The organism is Arthrobacter sp. SLBN-53, from assembly GCF_006715585.1.
GTDB lineage: Bacteria > Actinomycetota > Actinomycetes > Mycobacteriales > Mycobacteriaceae > Mycobacterium > Mycobacterium neoaurum_A.
In genome coordinates this window covers 1,683,941-1,703,944 of record NZ_VFNN01000001.1, presented here as the reverse complement: position 1 = coordinate 1,703,944, position 20,004 = coordinate 1,683,941, and the positions used below count along the sequence as shown (strand labels likewise).

The following is a 20,004-nucleotide window of genomic DNA, read 5'->3' as shown; positions in this document are numbered from 1 at the left end:
GCTCAGCCGACGGTTGCGTGGTCGGCGGGTTGCGCGTCGTGGCTACCGGCGGAAGGAAACATCGGAGTGCGCCCCTCGCGGAAGGCTTGCCGGGCTTCGAGGTAATCGGCTCCGGCGAACCCGAGGGTCTCCAGTGCCGCTGAAAGCTCCTGTTGGGGAAGGGCGTTGGTAAGCCAGCCGGTGTTCAACGAGCGCTTTGTCCAGCGGATCGCCTGTTGGGATCCACGTGCCAGGTCATCGGCGATCGCCAGCGCGCGATCCAGCACGGCGTCGGGGCGTTCGGTGATGCTGACCAGCCCGATGCGCTCGGCTTCTCGTCCGGTGAGGCGCGCCGAGGTCAGCTGGTAGAACTTCGCTTTGGCCATCCCGACCAAGAGTGGCCAGATCAGCGAGGAGTGGTCACCGGCGACGACTCCGACCCGAGTGTGGCCGTCCATGAGGATGGCGTCTTCGGCCGCGACGCTGATATCGGCAAGCAGTCCCATGGAAAGGCCCCAGCCCACGGCGGGACCGTTGATCGCGGAAATGAGCGGTTTGTCCATGTTGAGCAGCGCGGAAATGCGGTGCCGCTCCACCTCCATCAGTGCGATCGCGTCGTCCAGACTCGGGTCCGGCTGCGAAACGTCCATCCCCGTGCAGAATCCGCGGCCGGCACCGGTGATGACGGCAACTTTGGTCAGGGGGTCACGGTCGATATCGACCCAGATATCGGCCATGTACTCGAACATGGGCATCGTCAGTGAGTTCAATTGGTCTGGGCGATTCAGCGTGATCAGCAACACCCCGTTGGGCTTTCGCTCGATCAGGATCTCATCGGGGTAGCGACGGTAGATGTCATCGGCTGCTGTCGTGGTCATCGGCTTTCTCCAACCTGGATGGTGTTGCCGTTCATGGCATGTGCAGATTTGAATGCTTCGAGTTCGGCGTAGTGAGCGGGCCGCAGGCCGCGGATGTCGTCCAGGATCGCCTCGGCGGGACGAACCACGGCACGAGGGTTCTTGAACCTCGGGATGACGTATTTGCCGAAGAGTTCGATCGACTTCATCAATTCGGCGTGCGGCAGGCCGTCGATGCGCATGACCAGTGCATCGGCACCCAGATCCACATACCGCTGCACCTGCGCGATGCAATCCTCGGGGTCCCCGACGATGAAACCGGCCGAGTCCTCGAACATGTAGCGCTCATCGCTGAAGTCGATGTTCTTGACCGCGCCCATGTACTGGTAGTCGGCCGAGAGCTTCGACAAGCGCTCATAGGCGTCTGTCGAGAGGGCGACCGTCTCGGTCAGGTGGCGCGCCCATCGATGGGCCTCCTCGCGCGTTTGTGCGCAGTGCATACCGCCGGCAACGGCCACCAGCTTTTCGGCCTGGAGGGGATAGGTGTGGGTGGCCGAGGAAAGGGCCTCGTCGTAGATGCCGAGCATGTTCTCCAGGAAATCAAATCCCAGGTAGAAGCCACCGACGATGGCGCCGACTCCGAGTTCCGCCGCAGCTCTGACGGATTCGGGGCTGCCGGTCGCCATGTGAATCGGCGGATAGGGCGTTTGGATTCCCCTGGGGACCAGTCCGCGCGGCGGAATCTTGTAGTGCTCGCCCACGAAGGAGAAGATGTCGTTGTGTAACGCGCGGCGGATCACCTCGAGGCCTTCGAGCTGCTGCGCCTTGTTCTCTGCCGGCGACACTTCGAACGCGCGCAAGGCAAGGGTGGTGTTGCCGCGGCCGACACCGAGCTCGACCCTGCCGTTGGACAGGATGTCCTCGGTTGCCAGTCGCTCGGCGACCCGGAGGGCGTGGTTGATGCGCGTCGGCAACAGGGTGACCAGGTGGACGAATCTGATCCTGCTGGTCAGCGCCATCAGGTAGGGGTAGATGACCTCGGGTGCGGACGTGGTGGCAGTGCCGATCGCCACGTGTTGCTCCGATGTGCCGAACGCATCGAAACCCACTTCCTCGGCCAGTAGTACCTCGTCTATCAATTCCCGGTACCGATGCTCGTGGGTGTGACCCGGCGCCGTCTCGGCTTCGCTCATGAAGATGAACCGCATCGTTAGATCCTTCCGCGTGTGAGTGATCATTAACCTAAGGCCGGCTGGAGGTGCTGTCAATGCCAAAGTCCGAAACCGGTGCGGATTCGAGTGCCTTGAACCGCATTTATCCAGTTAAAACCCCCTTCTATCGGCGGAATTCGCGATATTCGAGCCTGCATGAGGGGCGCCGTTTCGCGCGGAGTCGAGGTCAAGCGAGGTTAATGAGTGTTAACGTACGAGACATGTTGAGATCGCCGAAGGACACGTCCGCCGTGCAGAGTGGGAGCCGAGCGGGGTTCGGGCCGGCCACGATGCGGAGCATCGGTGTTTGCGGGGTTAACGTGTGGAGCTATGAGATCTGAGAAGGGGGCAGCCGAGGCCACCGCGACCGATTCGCCGCGGCGGGAGAAGCTGCTCGCGGTTGCCGCAGAATTGTTTCTGCACAACGGTTACGACTCGGTCACCGTGGAGATGATCTGCGCGAAGGCCGGTATTTCCGGCCCCGCGCTCTACCGTCATTTTCAGAACAAGCAGGCGCTGCTCATCGCGGTGGTGGAAAAAGACCTGAAATCGCTTCATCGGTTTGCGCGCGAGACGGTGGAGTCCGAGCCGGATCCGGCGACAGCCCTGGCGATCATGGTCGAGCATCACATCTTGTCCGTCATCGACGCGCCGCCGACCCCGTTGATCTTCCACAAGAACGAACACGCGTTTCCCGAGGCGGATCGTCGACGGATCCGCCGTGAGATGAATCTTTATGCCGAAGAGTGGATCTCGACGGTGTCGCCACTGCGGCCGGACCTGTCCGAACCGCAGGTTCGTCTGCTGACCCAGTCCGTGTTCTCCATGCTCAATGCGGTGTCCACCCTGAACAAGGGTCTCGACCACGGGGCCATCGTGTCGACGATGTCCTATGCGGCGATCCAGGCGCTCACCGCGATTCCGTAGAACGGCGCTACTGGAGGTCGGGAAGGCGGTCGGGAGTCTTCGGCGCGCGGACCGCCAGGACAAGCACGAGGGTCGCGATCGCCAGGGTGCCTGAGGCGGCCCACGATATGGCGAACGCATCCCAGCTCGGCACCGCATCCGGGTCCACGGTGAGAACAGCGCCGGACACCTGGGCGCCGACGGTTCCTGCAACGGCTTGAATCGCGAAGTTCAATCCGTTGAATTGTGTGACCTTGTCGGCTGGGACGCCATTGATGACAAGGTTCAGGGATTGCGTCATCGCGACGCTCAGGCCGAAGTTCACGGCCAAGGTGGCGATGAAGATGACGGCGATGCTGCCGCGTTGTCCCATCGTGAGCATCACCAGCGTGCCGGCGATGATCGCGATCGGACCGATCGACGACGGGATCCGGGAACCGATGGCTCTGTCCAGGGCGGAAATGAACGGGGCGGTGAGCCCTATCAGCATCGCCGACACCAGCAGCAGGGCGGTCACCGTCGCCGAAGCGCCAAGGCCGTACCCGGTCGACGCGGGCAACTGCATCTGCATGGGAACGCAGAAGAGAATCGCGTTGATGCAGTATCCGGCCAAGAACATCAGCCCGGATGCGGCCACCACGGTGAAACTGCGCATCAGCCGGAGGTCGACGAGGGGCTCGTCGACTGCCAGTTCGACGAGGACAAAGAGAAAGAGTGTGCCGACCCCGGCGCCGAGCAAGAGGAAGAACCCGGGTGACGACCAGCCCCACGCGGGCGCGAATGTCAGCGCGAGCAAGACCGCCGCAAGTCCCAAGGCCAACAGCGCACCACCGAACGTGTCTACGCGCGCCCGCCCGTCGCTGGTCCTCGGCGTCGGGGGGACGAGGAGCCAGACGGCGGTCATGCACCCCAGCAAGGCAAGGAACGGCACCCAGAACAACCAGCGATAGGAGAGGTGGTCGGCGATCGGACCGGCAATCATGGTTCCGGCCGCGGTGCTGCCGAAAATGGCTCCGACCATCAGCCCGTTGGCATGCTTGGTTCTGGCTTCACCTTGCGTATCACGAATGATGCCGATGGCCAGCGGGGCGCTGCTCAGCCCGATGCCCTGTAAAAGCTGGCCCGCGATCAACATCTCGATGGATATCGAAAGCGCCGATATCAGCGTTCCCGCGGCGACGATCGCCAATACGCCCAGCAGTGCCCTGCGCTTGTCCCACACTTCGCCGAGCCGGCTCACGATGGGTGTCGCAATGGTTCCGGTCAGCAGTACGCCGGTGAGGACCCAGGAGATCGTCGAACTGGGCACGTGGAATTCGTTCTGCAAGATGGGCAGTGCCGGTGGCGTCACCGATTCGTTGAGGCCCTTGAACGCCGCGACGCACGAGACCGCCGTCGCGATGATCGCGCTTGCCCGTGTTCCGTTCTTGTGGTCCGCAGTGCGCAGTTCACGTAGATGCATGAAGCTTGTCCTCGTCAGTCATGGTCTTTGAGTTACGGGGCGAATGTGTCGGGCGGTCGACGCCGGAATCGTTGCGCCTCGGCGTGCTGTGCCGTCAACCGGCAGTGACGCGTCTACCGTCGTGATGCTCTGGCGGTCACCGACCACGACGAACTGCGGACGTCCGACGAGAGCATCGGGACAGCTTGTCTGGGAACGCTTCTCGCCATACCGGCGCGGCCGGCAATGCCTGGATGAAAAGGGCATCCCTCGAATGTGACGTAGCACTAACCTAGGGTCGTGGTGTGATGTTGTCAACACTGAGGTCGATCCCGGTGTCGAAAGGCGATGTGATCGACGGAAATGCGCTATTGAACAGCTTGTTTCGTCCCGATGGGCCGGTTGTCACGTCTGCATATGGAACATGTGTATCGCTTCGGGCGTGTTCCCCTGAGGTTAATGCGCGTTAACTTTCGATCGGCGTGGCTGCTGTGCGTCGGCCCGGTGCCCGACGCGCGACCAGGTGGGTCGATGGCGGACTGCCTTGGCATTGTGACAACGCCGTTCGGGCGGCGGGCCCAGATGGTGCGCAGAATGCTCAAAGCAAGCAGTCGGTATTGCCCGGAGTGCGATCCCGTGGTCAACTGAACACCGATTTCTCGCAACGGATCTCGAGTTTTCCGCAATGGAGAACAGTCACTGCGACGTGGCCCGCCGTGGGGACCGCGTACCTGTCACGTCCGATCGGTCCCACTCACCACGATGTCTGGGGTGGGTCTGATCTCCATACACACAGGCAAGGATCACAATGATGAACGGTGTTCGCACGATCGACCCACCCGCGTCGCTGCAGGCGTCGGGCGCTGTGGATCGAGAAGCTCTGGTGGAGATCGAGAACCGCGTCCTCTGGTTGTCGACGGCGATGGTCCATCATGCCAACCGTGTCCGTCCCAATCCCACGGGACTGAAGGTCGGCGGTCACCAGGCATCGTGTGCCTCGATAGTGTCGATCATGACCTCGTTGTGGTTCGAACAGCTGCGGCCGGGCGACAGGGTGTCGGTGAAGCCCCACGCGTCGCCCGTGTTGCACGGCATCAACTATCTGCTCGGTGAGCTGGCGGAGAAGTATCTCACCACGCTCCGGGAGTTCGGCGGCCTGCAGTCGTACCCGAGCAGGGCGAAAGACCCGGATCCGGTGGACTATTCGACGGGGTCGGTGGGCATCGGCGCGACGGCGCCGATCTGGGGTGCCATCGCTCGACGCTACGTGGACACCGTGTTCGGTGATGCCGGCACGGGCCGGCAGTACTCGCTGGTCGGCGACGCCGAGCTCGATGAGGGTGCGGTGTGGGAGGCGATCCTCGACACGTCGGTCGCCGAACTCGGCGAGATCGTCTGGATCGTCGATCTGAACCGGCAGTCTCTGGACCGGGTGGTGCCGAACATTGCGGCAGGTCGTCTGGAGGCGATGTTCTCGGCCGCCGGGTGGCAGGTGATCACCGTGATGTTCGGCAGGCTCCTGGAGGATCTGTTCACGCGGGCCGGTGGCCGGGCGCTGCGCTCCCGAATCCTCACCATGCCCAACCCGGAATACCAGCGTTTGCTGCGCTGTGATGCGGCTGCACTGCGGGTTCGTCTGCCCGGCAATGGTTCTGATGCGGCCGAGATCGCGTCGCTGTTGGACGACCTCGATGACGACACGCTTCTGCGGGCGATCCGGAATCTCGGCGGCCATGATCTCGACACGCTGCGTGGCGCGTACGAACAGATCGACGACACCCGACCCACCGTGATCATCGCCTACACCATCAAAGGACACCGGTTGCCCACCCAGGGCCACCCGCAGAACCATTCGTCACTGTTGACGATCGAGCAGTATGAACAGTTGGCGGCCGAACTCGGCATGGATCCTGCACACCCGTGGGTGCGCTTCGAACCGGACAGCATCCCCGGTCGGGTCTGTGCTGCCGCTGCGCAGCGGTTGCACCGAGAGTCCGTCGAGTTGGCCACCGCGCCGGTCATTCCCGCGGACATCGGCCGCACCCCGTCCGGGGTGTCGACCACGCAGGCCGCTCTGGGACGAGCACTGCTCGACCTGTCCCGGCTGGCTCCGGAAGCGGCGAAACGTGTGGTCACCGTCAGTCCGGACGTGTCTTCCACCACCAACCTGGCGGGTTGGCTGAACAAGGTGGGCGTGTGGTCGCCGAACGAACGGCGAAACTGGTTCGACGATGATGCCGAAACGATCATGCACTGGCGGGAGAAGCCCACCGGACAACACATGGAACTCGGTATCGCCGAGACGAATCTGGTCGGATTGATGGGCGAACTGGGGGCCACCTGGAGTCGGTGGGGGCAGCCGCTGTTCCCGATCGGCGTCATGTACGACCCTTTCGTCGAGCGCGCTCTCGAACCGTGGTCCTACGGCATCTACGCGGGCGGGCAGTCGATCCTGGTCGGGACGCCGTCGGGGGTCACCCTCGCGGCCGAGGGCGGTGCGCACCAATCGATCAAGACCCCCTCGATCGGAGTCGAGCAGCCCGGCTGTGTCAGCTATGAGCCGGCCTTCGCGGTCGATGTCGAATGGACGCTGCTCGACAGCATTTCCCGGTTGGGCCGTCCGGACGGATCATCCTCGTATCTGCGCCTGTCGACCCGCCCCGTCGACCAGACGTTGGCCGGCGTCCCGACCGATCCTGCGGCGCGAGAACGGCGACGACGTCAGGTTGTCGCCGGCGCCTACCCGCTGCGCCGGGCCGAGCGGCCTGCGGTCATGTTGGTCGGGGTGGGAGCCGTGATCACCGAGACTCTCACTGCCGCCGATCGGTTGGCGGAGTTGGGGCTCGATGCCGATGTCGTGTGTGTGACCAGCGCCGGGTTGTTGTTCGAGGCGGTGCAGGCGCGCCGCGGTCTGGGGGACGGGCCGTCGTGGATCCTCGATCAGGTGTTTCCGCCCGACCGGGCGGTACCCATGGTGACGGTGCTGGACGGGCACCCGCACACCTTGGCGTTCTTGGCAGGGATCAATCGTGTTCCGGCCGCCGCACTCGGTGTCACACGGTTCGGGCAGGTCGGATCCCTCGACGACGTCTACCGCTATCACGGTATCGACACCGACAGCATCGTTCGCGCCGCTCTCGACCTCGTCGACTGACCACAAGGGACCACAGGCATGCCCAATCCAGAAACCACCACGATGCTGGTGTTGCCGGCACTCGGCGATCATGTCGACGAGGTCACCATCACCCGGTGGCTCAAGAACGCCGGTGAGCACTTCGAGCACGACGAGCCGTTGCTCGAAGTGTCCACGGACAAAGTCGAGACCGAGATCCCCGCGACGGGTGCGGGAACGCTCCTGGAGATCCTGACGCCCGAGAACGAGGTCGTCCAGATCGGGGCGGCGCTGGCAGTGCTGAGCGGTTCCGAGGTCGCGGATCCCGTTCCCGCGCAGACCCGGGCGATTCCTGTTCCGGTACCGGTGCCGGCCGATCCACCGCCGTCGGTCGCGGTGGAGCCGGCCACAATCCCCACGGTGCAGAGGCTGTCCCGAGTTCGTCAGACGATCGCGCGGCGAATGCTCGAATCACTGCAGACGTCGGCACAGTTGACGACGGTGGTCGAGGTCGATGTCACCACCATCGCAGGGTTGCGCGCGCAGGAGAAGGAAGATTTCCACCGGCGAACCGGAGTGAAACTGTCCTTCCTGCCGTTCTTCGTCGCCGCCGCGGTGGAAACGCTCGCCGAGCATCCCGTGCTCAATTCCTCGCTGGACGCCGACTGCACCGAGATCACCTACCACGCCGACGTGCACCTGGGAATGGCAGTCGACAGCGACAAAGGACTGATGGTTCCGGTGCTCCGCGATGCCGCGGCCTTGAGCCTCGTGCAGCTGGCACAGGGCATTGCCGCGGTCGCGGAGCGAGTCCGGCTCGGCACGATACGACCCGATGACCTGGCCGGCGGCACCTTCACCATCACCAACACCGGCAGCCGAGGTGCACTGTTCGACACCCCGATCATCAACCAGCCGCAGTCTGCCATTCTCGGTGTGGGCGCAGTGGTCGATCGGGTGGTGCCGATTCGGAGCGAGGTCCCCGCACTCGAGATCGGGGTGCGCTCCATGGCCTATCTGTCACTGTCCTACGATCACCGCACCGTCGACGGTGCCGACGCCGCCCGCTATCTGACGGCCGTCAAGCGCCGGCTGGAGCGCGGTTTCACCGCCGATGACCTTCGGTGAACGCACGCATCGACCGATCCCGCCCACTTCTCGGCGATCGGGTCAGGCCAGCAATCCCGAGCCCAGCCAGTCGCCCTCGGCCACCCCGGGGAGCATGGCGAAGGTCGCCGAGCCCACCGTGGTGATCCACTGGTTCATCGCGTCGGACTCGGCCAACCGCGCCTGCACGGGAATGAACTGGCGCACCGGATCAGCGAGGTAGGTGGCGAACACCAGCCCGCTGTCGGTGGTCGCCCCCACCGGTGGCGGATCATCGTAGTTGTACGGCCTGCGCAGGAACCGCTCATCATCGGTGCGGTGATGTGCCAGCGCGATATGCGAATTCGGTGGGATCACCGGAATCCCGTTGACCCGGGCATCCAGGTCGGGCACATCGCTCTCCCGGGTGCCGGTCAGCGGCGCCCCGGTGTCCAGCCGGCGGCCCACCGCGAATTCCTTGCTGGCACGGTCGAGTTCATCCCAGGTGTCCATTTCGGCCCGCACCCTGCGCAGCACCAGGATTGTGCCGCCGGCGAACCATGGTCGGGCCGCTCCGTCGTCCCATACGTAGCGGTCGAACTCGGCCGGGGTCCGCAGGTTCGCGGTACCGTCGACCTGCCCCATGACATTGCGCATCGTGGCCCCGGACACGTCCGCGCCATGGGCGTTGCGGAAACCGCGCTGGCGCCAGCGCTGCACCGTCATGGCACGGACGTTCTTGAGCAGCACCCGGCTGGTGTGCGCGACCACCATCGGGTCGTCGGCGCAGATCTGCAACATGACGTCGCCGCCGACGAACCGTGATTCCAGCCGGTCGGTCCGAAACGGGGGCATGTCGATCGCGGTCGGGGGCCGCTTGTGCGCCATGCCGATTCGGTCGAACACCGCCGGGCCGAGTCCCACGCTGACGGTGAGGCGGGCCGGACGAAGGGCAAGCTCGGGTTCGGTGTCGGCCAACGCCGGCCTGCCCTGGGTCAACCGTGCGGCGTCGGCGGTCCACAATCGCAGGATTGCGGTCAGCGTGTCGCGCGGACTGCGGTGTGGGTCGTCACGCAGATCCAGCGCGACGAACAATGCGTGTGCCTGCGGCGGTGTGTCGATCCCGGCCTGATGCGCACCGTGGAAGGGCTCGACCGTGCCGCCGAAACCGTCGACCGTCGCCGAATGTGCGGCACTGCACTGGGTCAGGGCGGCTCCGGCGGCCAGGGCGGCGGCGCCTCCGGTGAGGAGGCGCCGCCGGTTGACGTCAACCATGGCTGCCGTGGCCGGGTTGGTATTGCTCGTTGGCGCCGGCGAAGTCACGCACCTGAGCGGTGACCGGCAGTGTCGAACCGTCCTCGAACTCGAGGGTGACGGTGACATCGCTGCCCGGTGACAGCGGCCCGGTCAGGTCCATCAGCATCACGTGGTCGCCGCCGGGTGCCAGCTCGTGGGTACCACCCGGGGCGATCACGAATCCGCCGGCCTTGGGGCGCATGGTCTTACTGCCCGCCGCGCCGGTGACCTCGTGCAGTTCCACCATGCCTGCCGAGGGTGAGGTACCCGAGGTGATCCGTACCTCGCTGCTGCCGGTATTGGACAACGTCCCGAACAGCGCGGCCATCCCGCCGTCGGTCCCGGCGGCCCACTGGTCGGTGACCGTCACGCGCTCGGCCATCGGAGAGTCCTGTGCGGCGGGGGAGCCGCACGCCGCCAGCAGCAGGGTCACGGCGAGGATGAGCACCTTAGGCATCGGCGTTCTCCTTCCGGGCCTTGGCCGCTCCCACGATTGCGTCGACCAGGACGAAGCCGGCCAGCGAGAGCCCGAGCAGGGGCAAGAACCATCCGATCGCCACCGCTGCGACAACGATGGTGCCGATTGCCCACGGCGGCAGTCGTTTCCACGTCCCACGCAGGGGCGGTCTGCCCACTGCCCAACCGGATCCGCGGGTAGGGCGGCGCTGCCACCACATCCGGTAGCCGCCGATGATCACGGCGACGAGGGCGACCGCGACACCGAGCAGGATCAGCTGGTTGGCCAGCCCGAACAGCAGACCCATATGGCCGCGGATACCCCAGTCGGCCAACATGGCGACCACCGAATAGTCGCGCCAGTAGTCGATCTTGCTGCTGACCGTGTTGGTGGCCGGATCGACCGAGGCCACGTTGGTGGTGAGCCGGTAGGGCTTGTCCAGCTCGGCGACCCGCACCCCGTTGCCCGCCGCCGTGGGCAGGGCCAGTTCGACGGGCTGGTGGACACCGGCGGTGGCCGCCGCCTGCAGCACGGCCTCGTAGTCGATCGCACCGGCCGGGGTGCCCGGGGCTTCGGCCCCGTGCTGACCGTGGCCCTCGTGTTCAGTGTTGTCGCCGTGTTCAGTGTGGTCGCCGTGCCCACCGGCGACCGCGGCGGCGGGATGCAGCGTGGTGTCCAGCACCGGTCGCTTCCAGTCCATGGTCGAGCGCAGCTCGGTGACATGCTCTCCGGCGTAGGTGGACCAGGTGATGCCGGTGGCGGACAGGAACAGCAGTCCGGCCAGCAACCAGACACCGGTGGCGCCATGCCAATTCATGGTGCGGGCGCGGCCGCTGCTGCTGCGATCCACCCGAAGGATGCGGCCCGGCCGTCCCCGGCGTCGCTGCGCGGCGGCCTTGCTCAGCCACAGCGCGAGCCCACCGAGGGCCACCACCCACAGCCAGGAGGCGGCCAGCTCGCTGTACACGCGGCCGGGTTCGCCGAGCTGGAGGTGCCGGTGGAAACCGTCGAGCCAGGTGCTCACCGGCAGGTAGCCCAGCCAGGTGGCCTCGTCACCGAGGACCCGACCGGTGTAGGGGTCCACGAACACCGACCGCAACAACTCGGGGTCCAGTGCGGGGTCGGCGAACTCCACCCGGGTGGATGCGTCCGCGGCGGCCGGTGGCCGCATGCCGGTCACGGTCAACGCCGGGAACGCCTGCTGTGCGGCGGCGACCTGTTCGGCCAGCGGCAGTGCCTGCCCGGCCGGGGTGACGGTCAGGACGTCGGCGTAGATGATGCGTTCGATCGTCGGCGCCATGGCATAGAGGCCGCCGGTCGTCGCGGCGATCAGGATGAACGGCGCGATCAGGATGCCCGCGTAGAAGTGCAGGCGAACCACGAAGGGGCGCCAACTTCTTCGGTGGGCGACGGTGGACGGTGCTGTGGTGGTGGTCGGGTCGATATCGACGGTGTCGTCGGGAATGGTCATGACATGCCTTCGGCTGGAAACGACAGAGGGGTGTGCAGACGCACGCAGCGCGCCGTGACCGGGGGACCGGTCACGGGCGTTTCGATTCGTCGGAGTCGTCGACCGTCAGACGGTCGCGACAGCACCCCTCGGCGGGGCCCGCATGCCGAGGCCAGGAGCCAGCAGAACAGATTGCGCGACAACGTTGTCGGTGCGGCGCCGTGCCCGCTGTGCGGGCACGGGCGCATGCGCGGTGGCGAACAGCCGCAGCCAGCACAGCACCGAGGCGCACACCCGGTACAGGTGTTCGACGGCGGCGATCGCGAAGCCCAGTAGCACCGCGGCGACCGCGTGGGCGGCGATCATCGATGGTGTCAGACCCATGTCGCCGTGGTGCCCGCCCGCGACGGTCAACACCAGGTGGCTCAGCACCTGGGCGGCACCCAGCGCCAGCGCCGGCACGATCACCCCGGCGTATCGACCGGAGGCGGTGAGGCTGCCCGCGGCGGCACCGGAGGTGGCGCACACCAGCAGGGCGGCGATCAGGGCTGCACCGTGCGGGACGGTGCCCGCGGCCGCAGCGTGCGCACCGACCGTGGTGGCCGCGGCGCTGATCCCGACCAGCACGGCGCGCACCCCGTGCGCGTGTGTGGTCGGCGTGCTCACCAGCGGGACTCTACTACGACGCCTAGTAGGTGCTCAGTCGACGAGCGTGTCGCCGAGGAACCGGTCACCGCCGGTCACGCCGGGAAGGACGAAGAAGAAGCCGCCGCCCACCGGCATGATGTATTCCTCCAGCGGTTCGCCCTTGAGGCGCTCCTGCACGGTCAGGAAGCCCTTCTGCAGACTGCGCTGGTAGGCCACGAAGGCCAATCCCTGGTCCAGGCGCCCGGCGCCGTCGAACCCGCGCGAGTAGTTGAACCCGCGGCGCAGGATCAGGTTCTCGTCGGTCTGCGGTGTGCGGGGGTTGGCCAGCCGGATGTGGGCGTTGAGCTTGATCCGCAGACCGTCGGGGTCGCCGGCATAGTCCGGGTCGTCGAATTCCCCGGTCATGCCCAGCGGCGCCCCGCTGACCTTGGACCGCCCGATCAGCGCCTCCTGCTCGACGAGTTGGGTGCGGTCCCAGAACTCGACGAAATTACGGATGATGCGGACCGCCTGATAGCTGCCCCCGACCGTCCACTCCGGCTCGCGGCCGGGGCCGACGTCATCGGGGCCCACCCACACGTGGCGGTCCATCACGGCGGCATCGCTGACATCGAGGTTGGCGGTGCCGTCCTTGAAGCCCAGCAGATTACGCGGGGTGGTGGCCTGGACACCGTCCTGGGAGGCGGCCTTGCCCGCGCCGATGCCGCGGGCGTATCCGTCGATCATCCACTTGAGCACCAGATCGCTGCGGGTGCGCCGCATCAGCTGCCGCAACGCGAACTGCATGGTGTCGTTGTGGCCGGACTCGAAGATGATCGAGATGTCCCCGTGTGACAGCTTGGGATCCAGCCGATCGTTGGCCAGGAACGGCATGGTCTCCAGCTCGCGCGGCTTGCGGTCGGCAAGGCCGAACCGGCCGTCGAACAGCGAGGCGCCCACGCCGACCACGATCGACAGGTTGTCCGGGGGCGGGTGTTCACCGAGAATCCCGGAATCCACCGGCGGGTAGGCCGGGTCGCGCTGCTCGGGCGGGCGGCCGGCCATCAGTCCGCGGATCTCGTCGGTCAGTTCCTGCAGCGTCGATCTCAGCTGCGCACGATTCTTGGCGTGCACGTTGAACGATGCGATCAGTCCCTGCTCGGGAATGGGCAGCGCGGTGATACCGGCCTGGTGCGCACCTTCGAACTCGACGAACCGCGCCGCGTCGGCGGGGGCGGCCGGTTCCTGGCCACAACCTGCCAGGCCGGCCGCGCCGACAGCCGCCCCGGCGCCCAGCGCGCCGGCCACGAACCCGCGCCGAGAGATGCCTCGAGGGCGGTTCACTGCAGTTTGAGCACTCCCGAGACCTGGGAGAGGTTCTCCGAGAGGCCCGCGAGTTCAGATTTGAGCGTGTCGATGACGTCGGGGGTCACCGTGACCTCCGGGCAGCGCGCCGACGGATAGGGGTCGTTCTCGGTGCAGAACAGCACCCAGCCGTCCCCTCGGCGCAGTGGGCCGAGCGTGTCGAACACCGAGTTGATACCGGCCTCGATCTTGCCGAGCAGTGCCGGGTCGGCCTGCACGAGAGCGGGGTTGAGCTTGCCGATGGCGTCGCGGGCACCCTGCACGTTGGCGTCGAAGTCCCACAGATCGGTCTTGGCGTACCGATCCTCTTCGCCGGTGATCTTGCCCTCGGACACCTCTTCGATCAGTTCGGCGGCCCCGGTGGCGACATCGACCGGCTTCACCTCGACCGACGGGAACTGGGCCTTGAGCTCGGCGATATCTGCGTCGAGTTGGTCGGCGAAGGGCGCGCCACCGTCGGTGGTGTTCTTCTCGAAAAGCAGGTATTCCAGCCGGTGCCAGCCGGTGAACCCGGGGTCGTCGACACCGGCGAAGTCGTCGACGCGGGCGTCGATCTTGCCGTCGATCTTCTCGACAAGGCCGGCGATGGGTTCGATGCGCTCCCACGGCGCGCGCGAGGGGGCGTAGGCCTCCTGGGCTGCCTTGAGGTCACCGGCGCGGACCGCGTCGGTGAACACCTTGACCGCGCCGACGAGCTCGTCGATCTGGGCGGTGGCGTACGCCTTGTACTCGACGGCGGCCTTCTCGGTCAGCGGATTCGGGGCTGCTGCCGCCGAACTACTGGTCGACGCGCCCGAGGTCGGACTGCCGCTCGCGCTGTCGGTTGCGGTGTTCGAATCACCGTTCGAACATGCGCTGAGCACGAGTGCGATCGCGGCGATCGGTAGCTGCCAGGCGAAATGCCGTTTCATCGAGCCTCCTTGTGGGACATCGAGCACAGTACATGTTCGACCAGTGTTGGGTAGGCATACCTGAGTCGACGTCATCACTGGACTGTCGGCGGCGTTCTCACCGCTACTCTTGACCAGGGGGCGTGAGACTCCGTTGCGTTGTCACAGCGGGTGGTTTTGAGGGAGTGCTTTGTCGGACGTGCGGAGTGCGGCTGGGAGTGTGTCCTCCCCGGCACCGACCGTCGCCCCGGAGCCACCGGCCCCCGGCCACTCGATCACGGCATTCTGGCGCGCCCGTTGGGTGCGGGCCGCGTTGGTCCTCGCGGCGGCACTGTTGTTGCTCGCCTCCAGTTGTTCCTGGCATCGCGGAGAACACATTCCCGACGGGGTGCCGCCGCCGCGCGGTGCCGCCGTCCCCGCCATCGACACCAACGCCGCCGGCCGTCCCGCGGATCAGCTGCGGGACTGGGCCGCCGAGCTGGCGCCCAAGACCGGCATCCCCGAGCAGGCCCTGCAGGCCTACGCCTATGCCGCCAGGGTGGCCGAGGTGGTCAATCCCAAATGCAACCTGGCCTGGCCCACCCTGGCCGGCATCGGCATGGTCGAAAGCCATCACGGCACCTACAAGGGCGCGGATATCGCACCCAACGGTGATGTGCGGCCGCCCATTCGGGGTGTCCAGCTCGACGGCACGATGGGCAACATGGAGATCCTGGACACCGATCAAGGTCTGCTCGACGGTGACCCGACGATGGACAGGGCCATGGGCCCCATGCAGTTCATCCCCGAGACCTGGCGGCTCTACGGCGTCGACGCGAACAACGACGGGGTGATCAGCCCCGACAATTTCGACGATGCGGCCCTGTCGGCGGCGGGCTACCTGTGCTGGCGCGGCAAGGACCTGTCCACGCCGCGGGGCTGGATGGAGGCGTTGCGGGCCTACAACCTGTCCAACCAATACGCGCGCAATGTGCGGGACTGGGCGACCACCTATGCCGACGCGTCGACCTCCTAGATGTCGTCCCGACAGGCCCCTGGATGTCGTCCCGACAGGCTTCTGATTAGGCACGGACACCGCCAACAGCGACGACCTGGAACACACCACCCCGGCGCAACCCTTAGGCTCTTAACCGTTCGCATGCCAGCCCATGACCGATTTCCAGGAGGAACCCGTGCCCATCATCGAACAGGTCGGAGCCCGCGAGATCCTCGATTCGCGCGGAAACCCGACCGTTGAGGTCGAGGTGGCCCTGATCGACGGAACCGTCGCCCGTGCGGCGGTGCCCTCCGGCGCATCCACCGGTGAGCACGAGGCGGTCGAGCTGCGCGACGGTGGCCCCCGCTACCTCGGCAAGGGCGTCGAGAAGGCCGTGGAGGCCGTCCTCGACGAGATCGCCCCCGCCGTGATCGGTCTGTCGGCCGACGACCAGCGGCTGGTGGATCAGGCGCTGCTGGACCTCGACGGCACCCCGGACAAGTCCCGCCTCGGCGCCAACGCGATCCTCGGTCTGTCGCTGGCGGTCGCCCGCGCGGCCGCCGAGTCGGCCGGGCTGCCGCTGTTCCGCTATGTCGGCGGCCCGAACGCCCACATCCTGCCGGTACCGATGATGAACATCATCAACGGTGGCGCGCATGCCGATACCGGGGTGGACGTGCAGGAGTTCATGATCGCCCCGATCGGCGCCCCGACCTTCAAGGAATCGCTGCGCTGGGGTGCCGAGGTGTATCACTCGCTGAAGTCGGTGCTCAAGAAGCAGGGCCTGTCCACCGGGCTGGGTGACGAGGGTGGTTTCGCCCCCGATCTGCCGGGCACCAAGGCCGCGCTGGAGCTGATCGGCACCGCCATCGAGGGCGCCGGATTCAAGCTGGGCGCCGATGTCGCGCTGGCGCTGGACGTTGCCGCCACCGAATTCCACACCGAGGGCAAGGGTTACGCCTTCGAGAAGGAGACCCGCACGGCGGCGCAGATGGCCGATTTCTACGCCGGACTGCTGGACGCCTACCCGCTGGTCTCGATCGAAGACCCGCTGTCCGAGGATGACTGGGACGGGTGGGTGGAGCTGACCACCGCCATCGGTGACCGCGTGCAGCTCGTCGGCGACGACCTGTTCGTCACCAACCCCGAACGGTTGGAGGAGGGCATCGACAAGGGTGCGGCCAACGCACTGCTGGTGAAGGTCAACCAGATCGGGACGCTCACCGAGACCCTCGATGCCGTCGCGCTGGCGCACAACAGTGGATACCGCACCATGATGAGCCACCGGTCCGGGGAGACCGAGGACACCACCATCGCCGACCTCGCCGTCGCCGTGGGCAGCGGCCAGATCAAGACCGGCGCCCCGGCCCGCAGCGAGCGGGTGGCCAAGTACAACCAGCTGCTGCGCATCGAAGAGGCGCTCGGGGATGCCGCCCGCTATGCCGGTGACCTGGCCTTCCCGCGGTTCACGCCCGCGAGCCAGTAACTTCGGTTCATGCCCGACGCGAAACGGCCCGATCCGCAGCGGAAGTCGAGCCGCGGCCCTGCCCCCAGGCCGGGCAAGGCGGGCGGGGCGGGCCGTCCGCGTGGGTCGTCGGTGCGGCGCGACCCCAAGGCCCGCGAGCCCAAGGCGATCGAGAGCAGCAAGTCCCGCCAGACCGCCGATGCCGCCGGCTTCGCCGATGACACCGGGGCTCCCGACACGGTCGCGGAGGCCATTCGGCGCTCCGTCGCCGAGAACGCCGACACCCACTCGGAGCAGCGCTTCGGGTCGGCGGCCCGGCGAGCGGCCATCCTGGCCGCCGTCGTCTGCGTGTTGACGCTGACGATCGCCGGACCGGTCCGCACCTACTTCGCTCAGCGCACAGAGATGAACCAACTGAAAATGGTTGAGGCACAATTGCGTTCACAGATCGCGGATCTCGAACAACAGAAGATCAAGCTGGCCGACCCGGTGTTCATCGCCGCACAGGCACGCGAACGGCTGGGCTTCGTGATGCCCGGCGACATTCCCTATCAGGTGCAACTGCCACCGACCGCCGCCGTGGAACCCGATACCGGTCCCGAGGCGCCGACGGCGATCAACACCGATCCCTGGTACACCTCGCTGTGGCACACCATCGCCGATCAGCCGCACGGCATCACCCCGGCCGTGCCACCGGCACCACCGGCGCCCGGCAGCACTCTCACCCCGGTGCCCGCCGGTGGTTGAGCAGGCCGACCTGGACGCCGTCGCACGCCAGCTCGGACGCGAACCGCGCGGTGTCCTGGAGATCGCATACCGTTGCCCCAACGGCGACCCCGCGGTGGTCAAGACCGCGCCGAAACTGCCCGACGGCACCCCGTTCCCGACGCTGTACTACCTGACCCACCCGGCACTGACCGCCGCGGCGAGCAGGCTGGAGTCCTCGGGTCTGATGCGTGAGATGACCGAACGGCTCGCCGAGGATCCGGAGGTGGCGGCGGCCTACCGGCGCGCACACGAGTCCTATCTGGCCGAGCGCGACGCCATCGAGTCGCTGGGCACCGACTTCACCGGTGGGGGTATGCCGGACCGGGTGAAGTGTCTGCATGTGGTCATCGCACACTCCTTGGCGAAAGGCCCTGGGCTCAACCCGTTCGGGGACGAGGCACTGGCCGTGCTGGCCGTCGAGCCAGGGATGGCAGGCATCCTGGACCGGAAGGTGTGGGCGTGAAGGTCGGCGCGATCGACTGCGGTACGAACTCCATCCGATTGCTGATCGCCGAGGGCGGTCCGGCCGGGCTGGTCGACGTGCACCGTGAGATGCGCATCGTCCGGCTGGGCCAGGGGGTCGACGCCACCGGAGAGTTCGCGCCGGAAGCGCTGGCGCGCACCGAGACCGCGCTGGCAGATTATGTCGCGCTCATGCGTGAGCACGACGTGGCCAGGGTCCGGATGGTCGCGACGTCGGCCGCCCGCGACGCGGGTAACCGTGACGAATTCTTCGCCATGACAGCCCGATTGCTCGGGACCGTCAGCGACGGGGCGGTCGCCGAAGTGATCAGCGGGACCGAAGAGGCCGAGCTGTCCTTTCGCGGCGCGGTCGGCGAGCTCGATTCGGCCGGGGCACCGTTCATCGTCGTCGATCTCGGCGGCGGTTCCACCGAACTGGTCCTCGGCGACGGTGCCGGGGTGAGCGCGTCGTTCTCGGCCAACATCGGTTGTGTGCGGATCAAGGAGCGTTGCCTGCCCTCGGACCCGCCGCCGGCCGAGGAGATCGAGGCCGCCCGGACCGTGGTGCGCACCGCCCTGGCCGAGGCGCTGCGGGCCGTCCCGGTGGAACGCGCGCACACCTGGGTGGGGGTGGCCGGCACGTTCACGACGCTGGCGGCGCTGGCGCACCGGCTACCCGTCTACGATCCGGCCGCGATTCATCTGTCCCGCACCGGTTTCGGTGATCTGTCGACCGTGTGCGCCGACCTGCTGGCGATGACAGCGCAGGAGCGGCTTGCGTTGGGCCCCATGCACGAGGGTCGCGCCGATGTTATCGCCGGCGGTGCGATCGTGGTGCAGGAGCTGGCCCGGGTGATGGCCGACCGCGCCGGTATCGACGAACTGGTGGTCAGCGAGCACGACATCCTGGACGGTATTGCGCTGTCCATCGCCTAGCGTGTACCGGTGAGGCTGAAGGAGGGAGAGGCGTGAGCACGTGGAATTCGGGCGGAGGGCCGCCGCCGATCGTCCCGCGTCCGCCGTCGCGCGGCGGTCCGAACGTGGCGCTGATCGCCGGCATAGCCGCGGCGGTGTTGGCCATCGGGGGCGGTGTCGCCTATTTCGTGCTCAGTCCGAACGATCCGGATGAGCCTGCCGGACAGCAGAGTTCGGTGTCGGCGCAGACGTCTGAGCAGATGTCGGAGCAGACGTCGGAGCAGGACGAGAACGACAACGACCGTCTGATGAAGGTGCTGCCGCGCGGTTATCCCGACGGGGCGTGCACGCCGGTGGCCCGCCTCGACGGCGCCTTGGCGACCATCGCCTGCACGGTCAACAAGGATCCCGGCGGGCCCATGTCGGCGACGTACTCGCTGCTGGTGGACAGTGCGGCACTCAAGGCCGCGATCGACAACCTGGGGACCATCTCGACCGTGGTCGACTGCCCGGGCCGGATCCAATCGCCGGGCCCGTGGCGACACAATGCGTCGCTGCACGAGGTCAGTGGCACGCTGATGTGCGGTATTCAGAACGACAACCCGATGCTGGCGTGGACCAATGTCGACGACCAGATGTTCGCGGTGGTGCAGGGGCGCCCGGCGGGCCCGACCCTGGACAACCTCTATGCCTGGTGGAGCACCCACTCCTGAGTTCTCTTCCCAGACAGAAGCACCGGCG

Annotated in this window: 18 protein-coding genes; 9 read left to right on the top strand and 9 right to left on the bottom strand. The window is 66.8% G+C overall.

The window, feature by feature from the left end; all coding sequences use genetic code 11:
* Positions 1–2: 2 nt before the first annotated feature.
* Positions 3–857 (bottom strand): enoyl-CoA hydratase-related protein, encoded by an 855-nt coding sequence (locus tag FBY28_RS08080; protein WP_141865744.1) that lies wholly within the window; start codon positions 855–857, stop codon positions 3–5.
* A complete protein-coding gene (locus FBY28_RS08075) occupies positions 854–2,110 on the bottom strand; it encodes an LLM class flavin-dependent oxidoreductase (RefSeq protein WP_216847562.1) in 1,257 nt (418 codons plus the stop codon). The genes FBY28_RS08080 and FBY28_RS08075 overlap by 4 nt, the downstream gene beginning before the upstream one ends.
* Positions 2,111–2,377: 267 nt before the next feature.
* Here FBY28_RS08075 and FBY28_RS08070 point away from each other — a divergent pair, with 267 nt between their 5' ends.
* Positions 2,378–2,974, top strand: coding sequence for a TetR/AcrR family transcriptional regulator (locus tag FBY28_RS08070; RefSeq protein ID WP_141865742.1), 597 nt, complete (start codon positions 2,378–2,380; stop codon positions 2,972–2,974).
* A 7-nt stretch (positions 2,975–2,981) separates the two neighbouring features.
* On the opposite strand, the gene FBY28_RS08065 is transcribed toward FBY28_RS08070, so the two are convergent.
* Positions 2,982–4,415 (bottom strand): MFS transporter, encoded by a 1,434-nt coding sequence (locus FBY28_RS08065; protein WP_141865740.1) that lies wholly within the window; start codon positions 4,413–4,415, stop codon positions 2,982–2,984.
* Positions 4,416–5,205: 790 nt separating this feature from the next.
* Between FBY28_RS08065 and FBY28_RS08060 the strand changes: the two genes are divergently transcribed.
* A complete protein-coding gene (locus tag FBY28_RS08060) occupies positions 5,206–7,548 on the top strand; it encodes a thiamine pyrophosphate-binding protein (protein ID WP_141865738.1) in 2,343 nt (780 codons plus the stop codon).
* Positions 7,549–7,566: 18 nt separating this feature from the next.
* Complete coding sequence (locus FBY28_RS08055; protein ID WP_141865735.1) at positions 7,567–8,634, top strand: 2-oxo acid dehydrogenase subunit E2; 1,068 nt, start codon at positions 7,567–7,569, stop codon at positions 8,632–8,634.
* 42 nt (positions 8,635–8,676) lie between these two features.
* Here the strand turns inward: FBY28_RS08055 and FBY28_RS08050 are convergent, their stop codons facing one another.
* From FBY28_RS08050 to FBY28_RS08025, 6 genes are all read right to left on the bottom strand, one after another.
* A complete protein-coding gene (locus FBY28_RS08050; RefSeq protein ID WP_141865733.1) occupies positions 8,677–9,867 on the bottom strand; it encodes a Dyp-type peroxidase in 1,191 nt (396 codons plus the stop codon).
* Positions 9,860–10,345 carry a copper chaperone PCu(A)C gene (locus FBY28_RS08045; RefSeq protein WP_174241568.1) on the bottom strand — a complete coding sequence of 162 codons (486 nt, stop codon included), beginning with the start codon at positions 10,343–10,345 and terminating at the stop codon, positions 9,860–9,862. The genes FBY28_RS08050 and FBY28_RS08045 overlap by 8 nt, the downstream gene beginning before the upstream one ends.
* A complete protein-coding gene (locus tag FBY28_RS08040) occupies positions 10,338–11,816 on the bottom strand; it encodes a PepSY-associated TM helix domain-containing protein (RefSeq protein WP_141865731.1) in 1,479 nt (492 codons plus the stop codon). The genes FBY28_RS08045 and FBY28_RS08040 overlap by 8 nt, the downstream gene beginning before the upstream one ends.
* Before the next feature lie 105 nt (positions 11,817–11,921).
* Positions 11,922–12,461 (bottom strand): hypothetical protein, encoded by a 540-nt coding sequence (locus FBY28_RS08035; RefSeq protein ID WP_141865729.1) that lies wholly within the window; start codon positions 12,459–12,461, stop codon positions 11,922–11,924.
* A 33-nt stretch (positions 12,462–12,494) separates the two neighbouring features.
* Positions 12,495–13,766 carry a Dyp-type peroxidase gene (locus FBY28_RS08030; RefSeq protein ID WP_141865727.1) on the bottom strand — a complete coding sequence of 424 codons (1,272 nt, stop codon included), beginning with the start codon at positions 13,764–13,766 and terminating at the stop codon, positions 12,495–12,497.
* Positions 13,763–14,698, bottom strand: a complete 936-nt coding sequence (locus FBY28_RS08025; RefSeq protein ID WP_141865725.1) for an EfeM/EfeO family lipoprotein — start codon at positions 14,696–14,698, stop codon at positions 13,763–13,765. The genes FBY28_RS08030 and FBY28_RS08025 overlap by 4 nt, the downstream gene beginning before the upstream one ends.
* 178 nt (positions 14,699–14,876) lie before the next feature.
* On the opposite strand from FBY28_RS08025, the gene FBY28_RS08020 reads away from it, so the two are divergent.
* The 6 genes from FBY28_RS08020 (at position 14,877) to FBY28_RS07995 (ending at position 19,976) form a co-directional block, all read left to right on the top strand.
* Positions 14,877–15,692, top strand: a complete 816-nt coding sequence (locus tag FBY28_RS08020) for a lytic transglycosylase domain-containing protein (RefSeq protein WP_286177856.1) — start codon at positions 14,877–14,879, stop codon at positions 15,690–15,692.
* A 133-nt stretch (positions 15,693–15,825) separates the two neighbouring features.
* Positions 15,826–17,139 carry a phosphopyruvate hydratase gene (gene eno, locus FBY28_RS08015; protein ID WP_524912016.1) on the top strand — a complete coding sequence of 438 codons (1,314 nt, stop codon included), beginning with the start codon at positions 15,826–15,828 and terminating at the stop codon, positions 17,137–17,139.
* A 9-nt stretch (positions 17,140–17,148) separates the two neighbouring features.
* On the top strand, positions 17,149–17,865 hold the full coding sequence (locus FBY28_RS08010; protein WP_141865723.1) for an FtsB family cell division protein: 717 nt from the start codon (positions 17,149–17,151) through the stop codon (positions 17,863–17,865).
* Positions 17,858–18,349 carry a DUF501 domain-containing protein gene (locus FBY28_RS08005; RefSeq protein ID WP_141865721.1) on the top strand — a complete coding sequence of 164 codons (492 nt, stop codon included), beginning with the start codon at positions 17,858–17,860 and terminating at the stop codon, positions 18,347–18,349. Before FBY28_RS08010 ends, FBY28_RS08005 begins: the two co-directional genes overlap by 8 nt.
* Entirely contained in the window at positions 18,346–19,284 is a 939-nt protein-coding gene (locus FBY28_RS08000; RefSeq protein ID WP_286177855.1) for a Ppx/GppA phosphatase family protein, read from the top strand. The genes FBY28_RS08005 and FBY28_RS08000 overlap by 4 nt, the downstream gene beginning before the upstream one ends.
* Positions 19,285–19,316: 32 nt before the next feature.
* Positions 19,317–19,976 carry a flagellar basal body-associated FliL family protein gene (locus FBY28_RS07995; RefSeq protein WP_141865717.1) on the top strand — a complete coding sequence of 220 codons (660 nt, stop codon included), beginning with the start codon at positions 19,317–19,319 and terminating at the stop codon, positions 19,974–19,976.
* Positions 19,977–20,004: the final 28 nt, after the last annotated feature.

Coding starts and splice junctions, on each gene's coding strand:
- FBY28_RS08055 (WP_141865735.1), top strand. CDS start 7,567: ATGCCCAATCCAGAAACCACCACGATGCTGGTGTTGCCGGCACTCGGC.
- eno (WP_524912016.1), top strand. CDS start 15,826: ATGACCGATTTCCAGGAGGAACCCGTGCCCATCATCGAACAGGTCGGA.
- FBY28_RS08025 (WP_141865725.1), bottom strand. CDS start 14,698: ATGAAACGGCATTTCGCCTGGCAGCTACCGATCGCCGCGATCGCACTC.
- FBY28_RS08060 (WP_141865738.1), top strand. CDS start 5,206: ATGAACGGTGTTCGCACGATCGACCCACCCGCGTCGCTGCAGGCGTCG.
- FBY28_RS08080 (WP_141865744.1), bottom strand. CDS start 857: ATGACCACGACAGCAGCCGATGACATCTACCGTCGCTACCCCGATGAG.
- FBY28_RS08065 (WP_141865740.1), bottom strand. CDS start 4,415: ATGCATCTACGTGAACTGCGCACTGCGGACCACAAGAACGGAACACGG.
- FBY28_RS08050 (WP_141865733.1), bottom strand. CDS start 9,867: ATGGTTGACGTCAACCGGCGGCGCCTCCTCACCGGAGGCGCCGCCGCC.
- FBY28_RS08070 (WP_141865742.1), top strand. CDS start 2,378: ATGAGATCTGAGAAGGGGGCAGCCGAGGCCACCGCGACCGATTCGCCG.
- FBY28_RS08045 (WP_174241568.1), bottom strand. CDS start 10,345: ATGCCTAAGGTGCTCATCCTCGCCGTGACCCTGCTGCTGGCGGCGTGC.
- FBY28_RS08040 (WP_141865731.1), bottom strand. CDS start 11,816: ATGACCATTCCCGACGACACCGTCGATATCGACCCGACCACCACCACA.
- FBY28_RS08010 (WP_141865723.1), top strand. CDS start 17,149: ATGCCCGACGCGAAACGGCCCGATCCGCAGCGGAAGTCGAGCCGCGGC.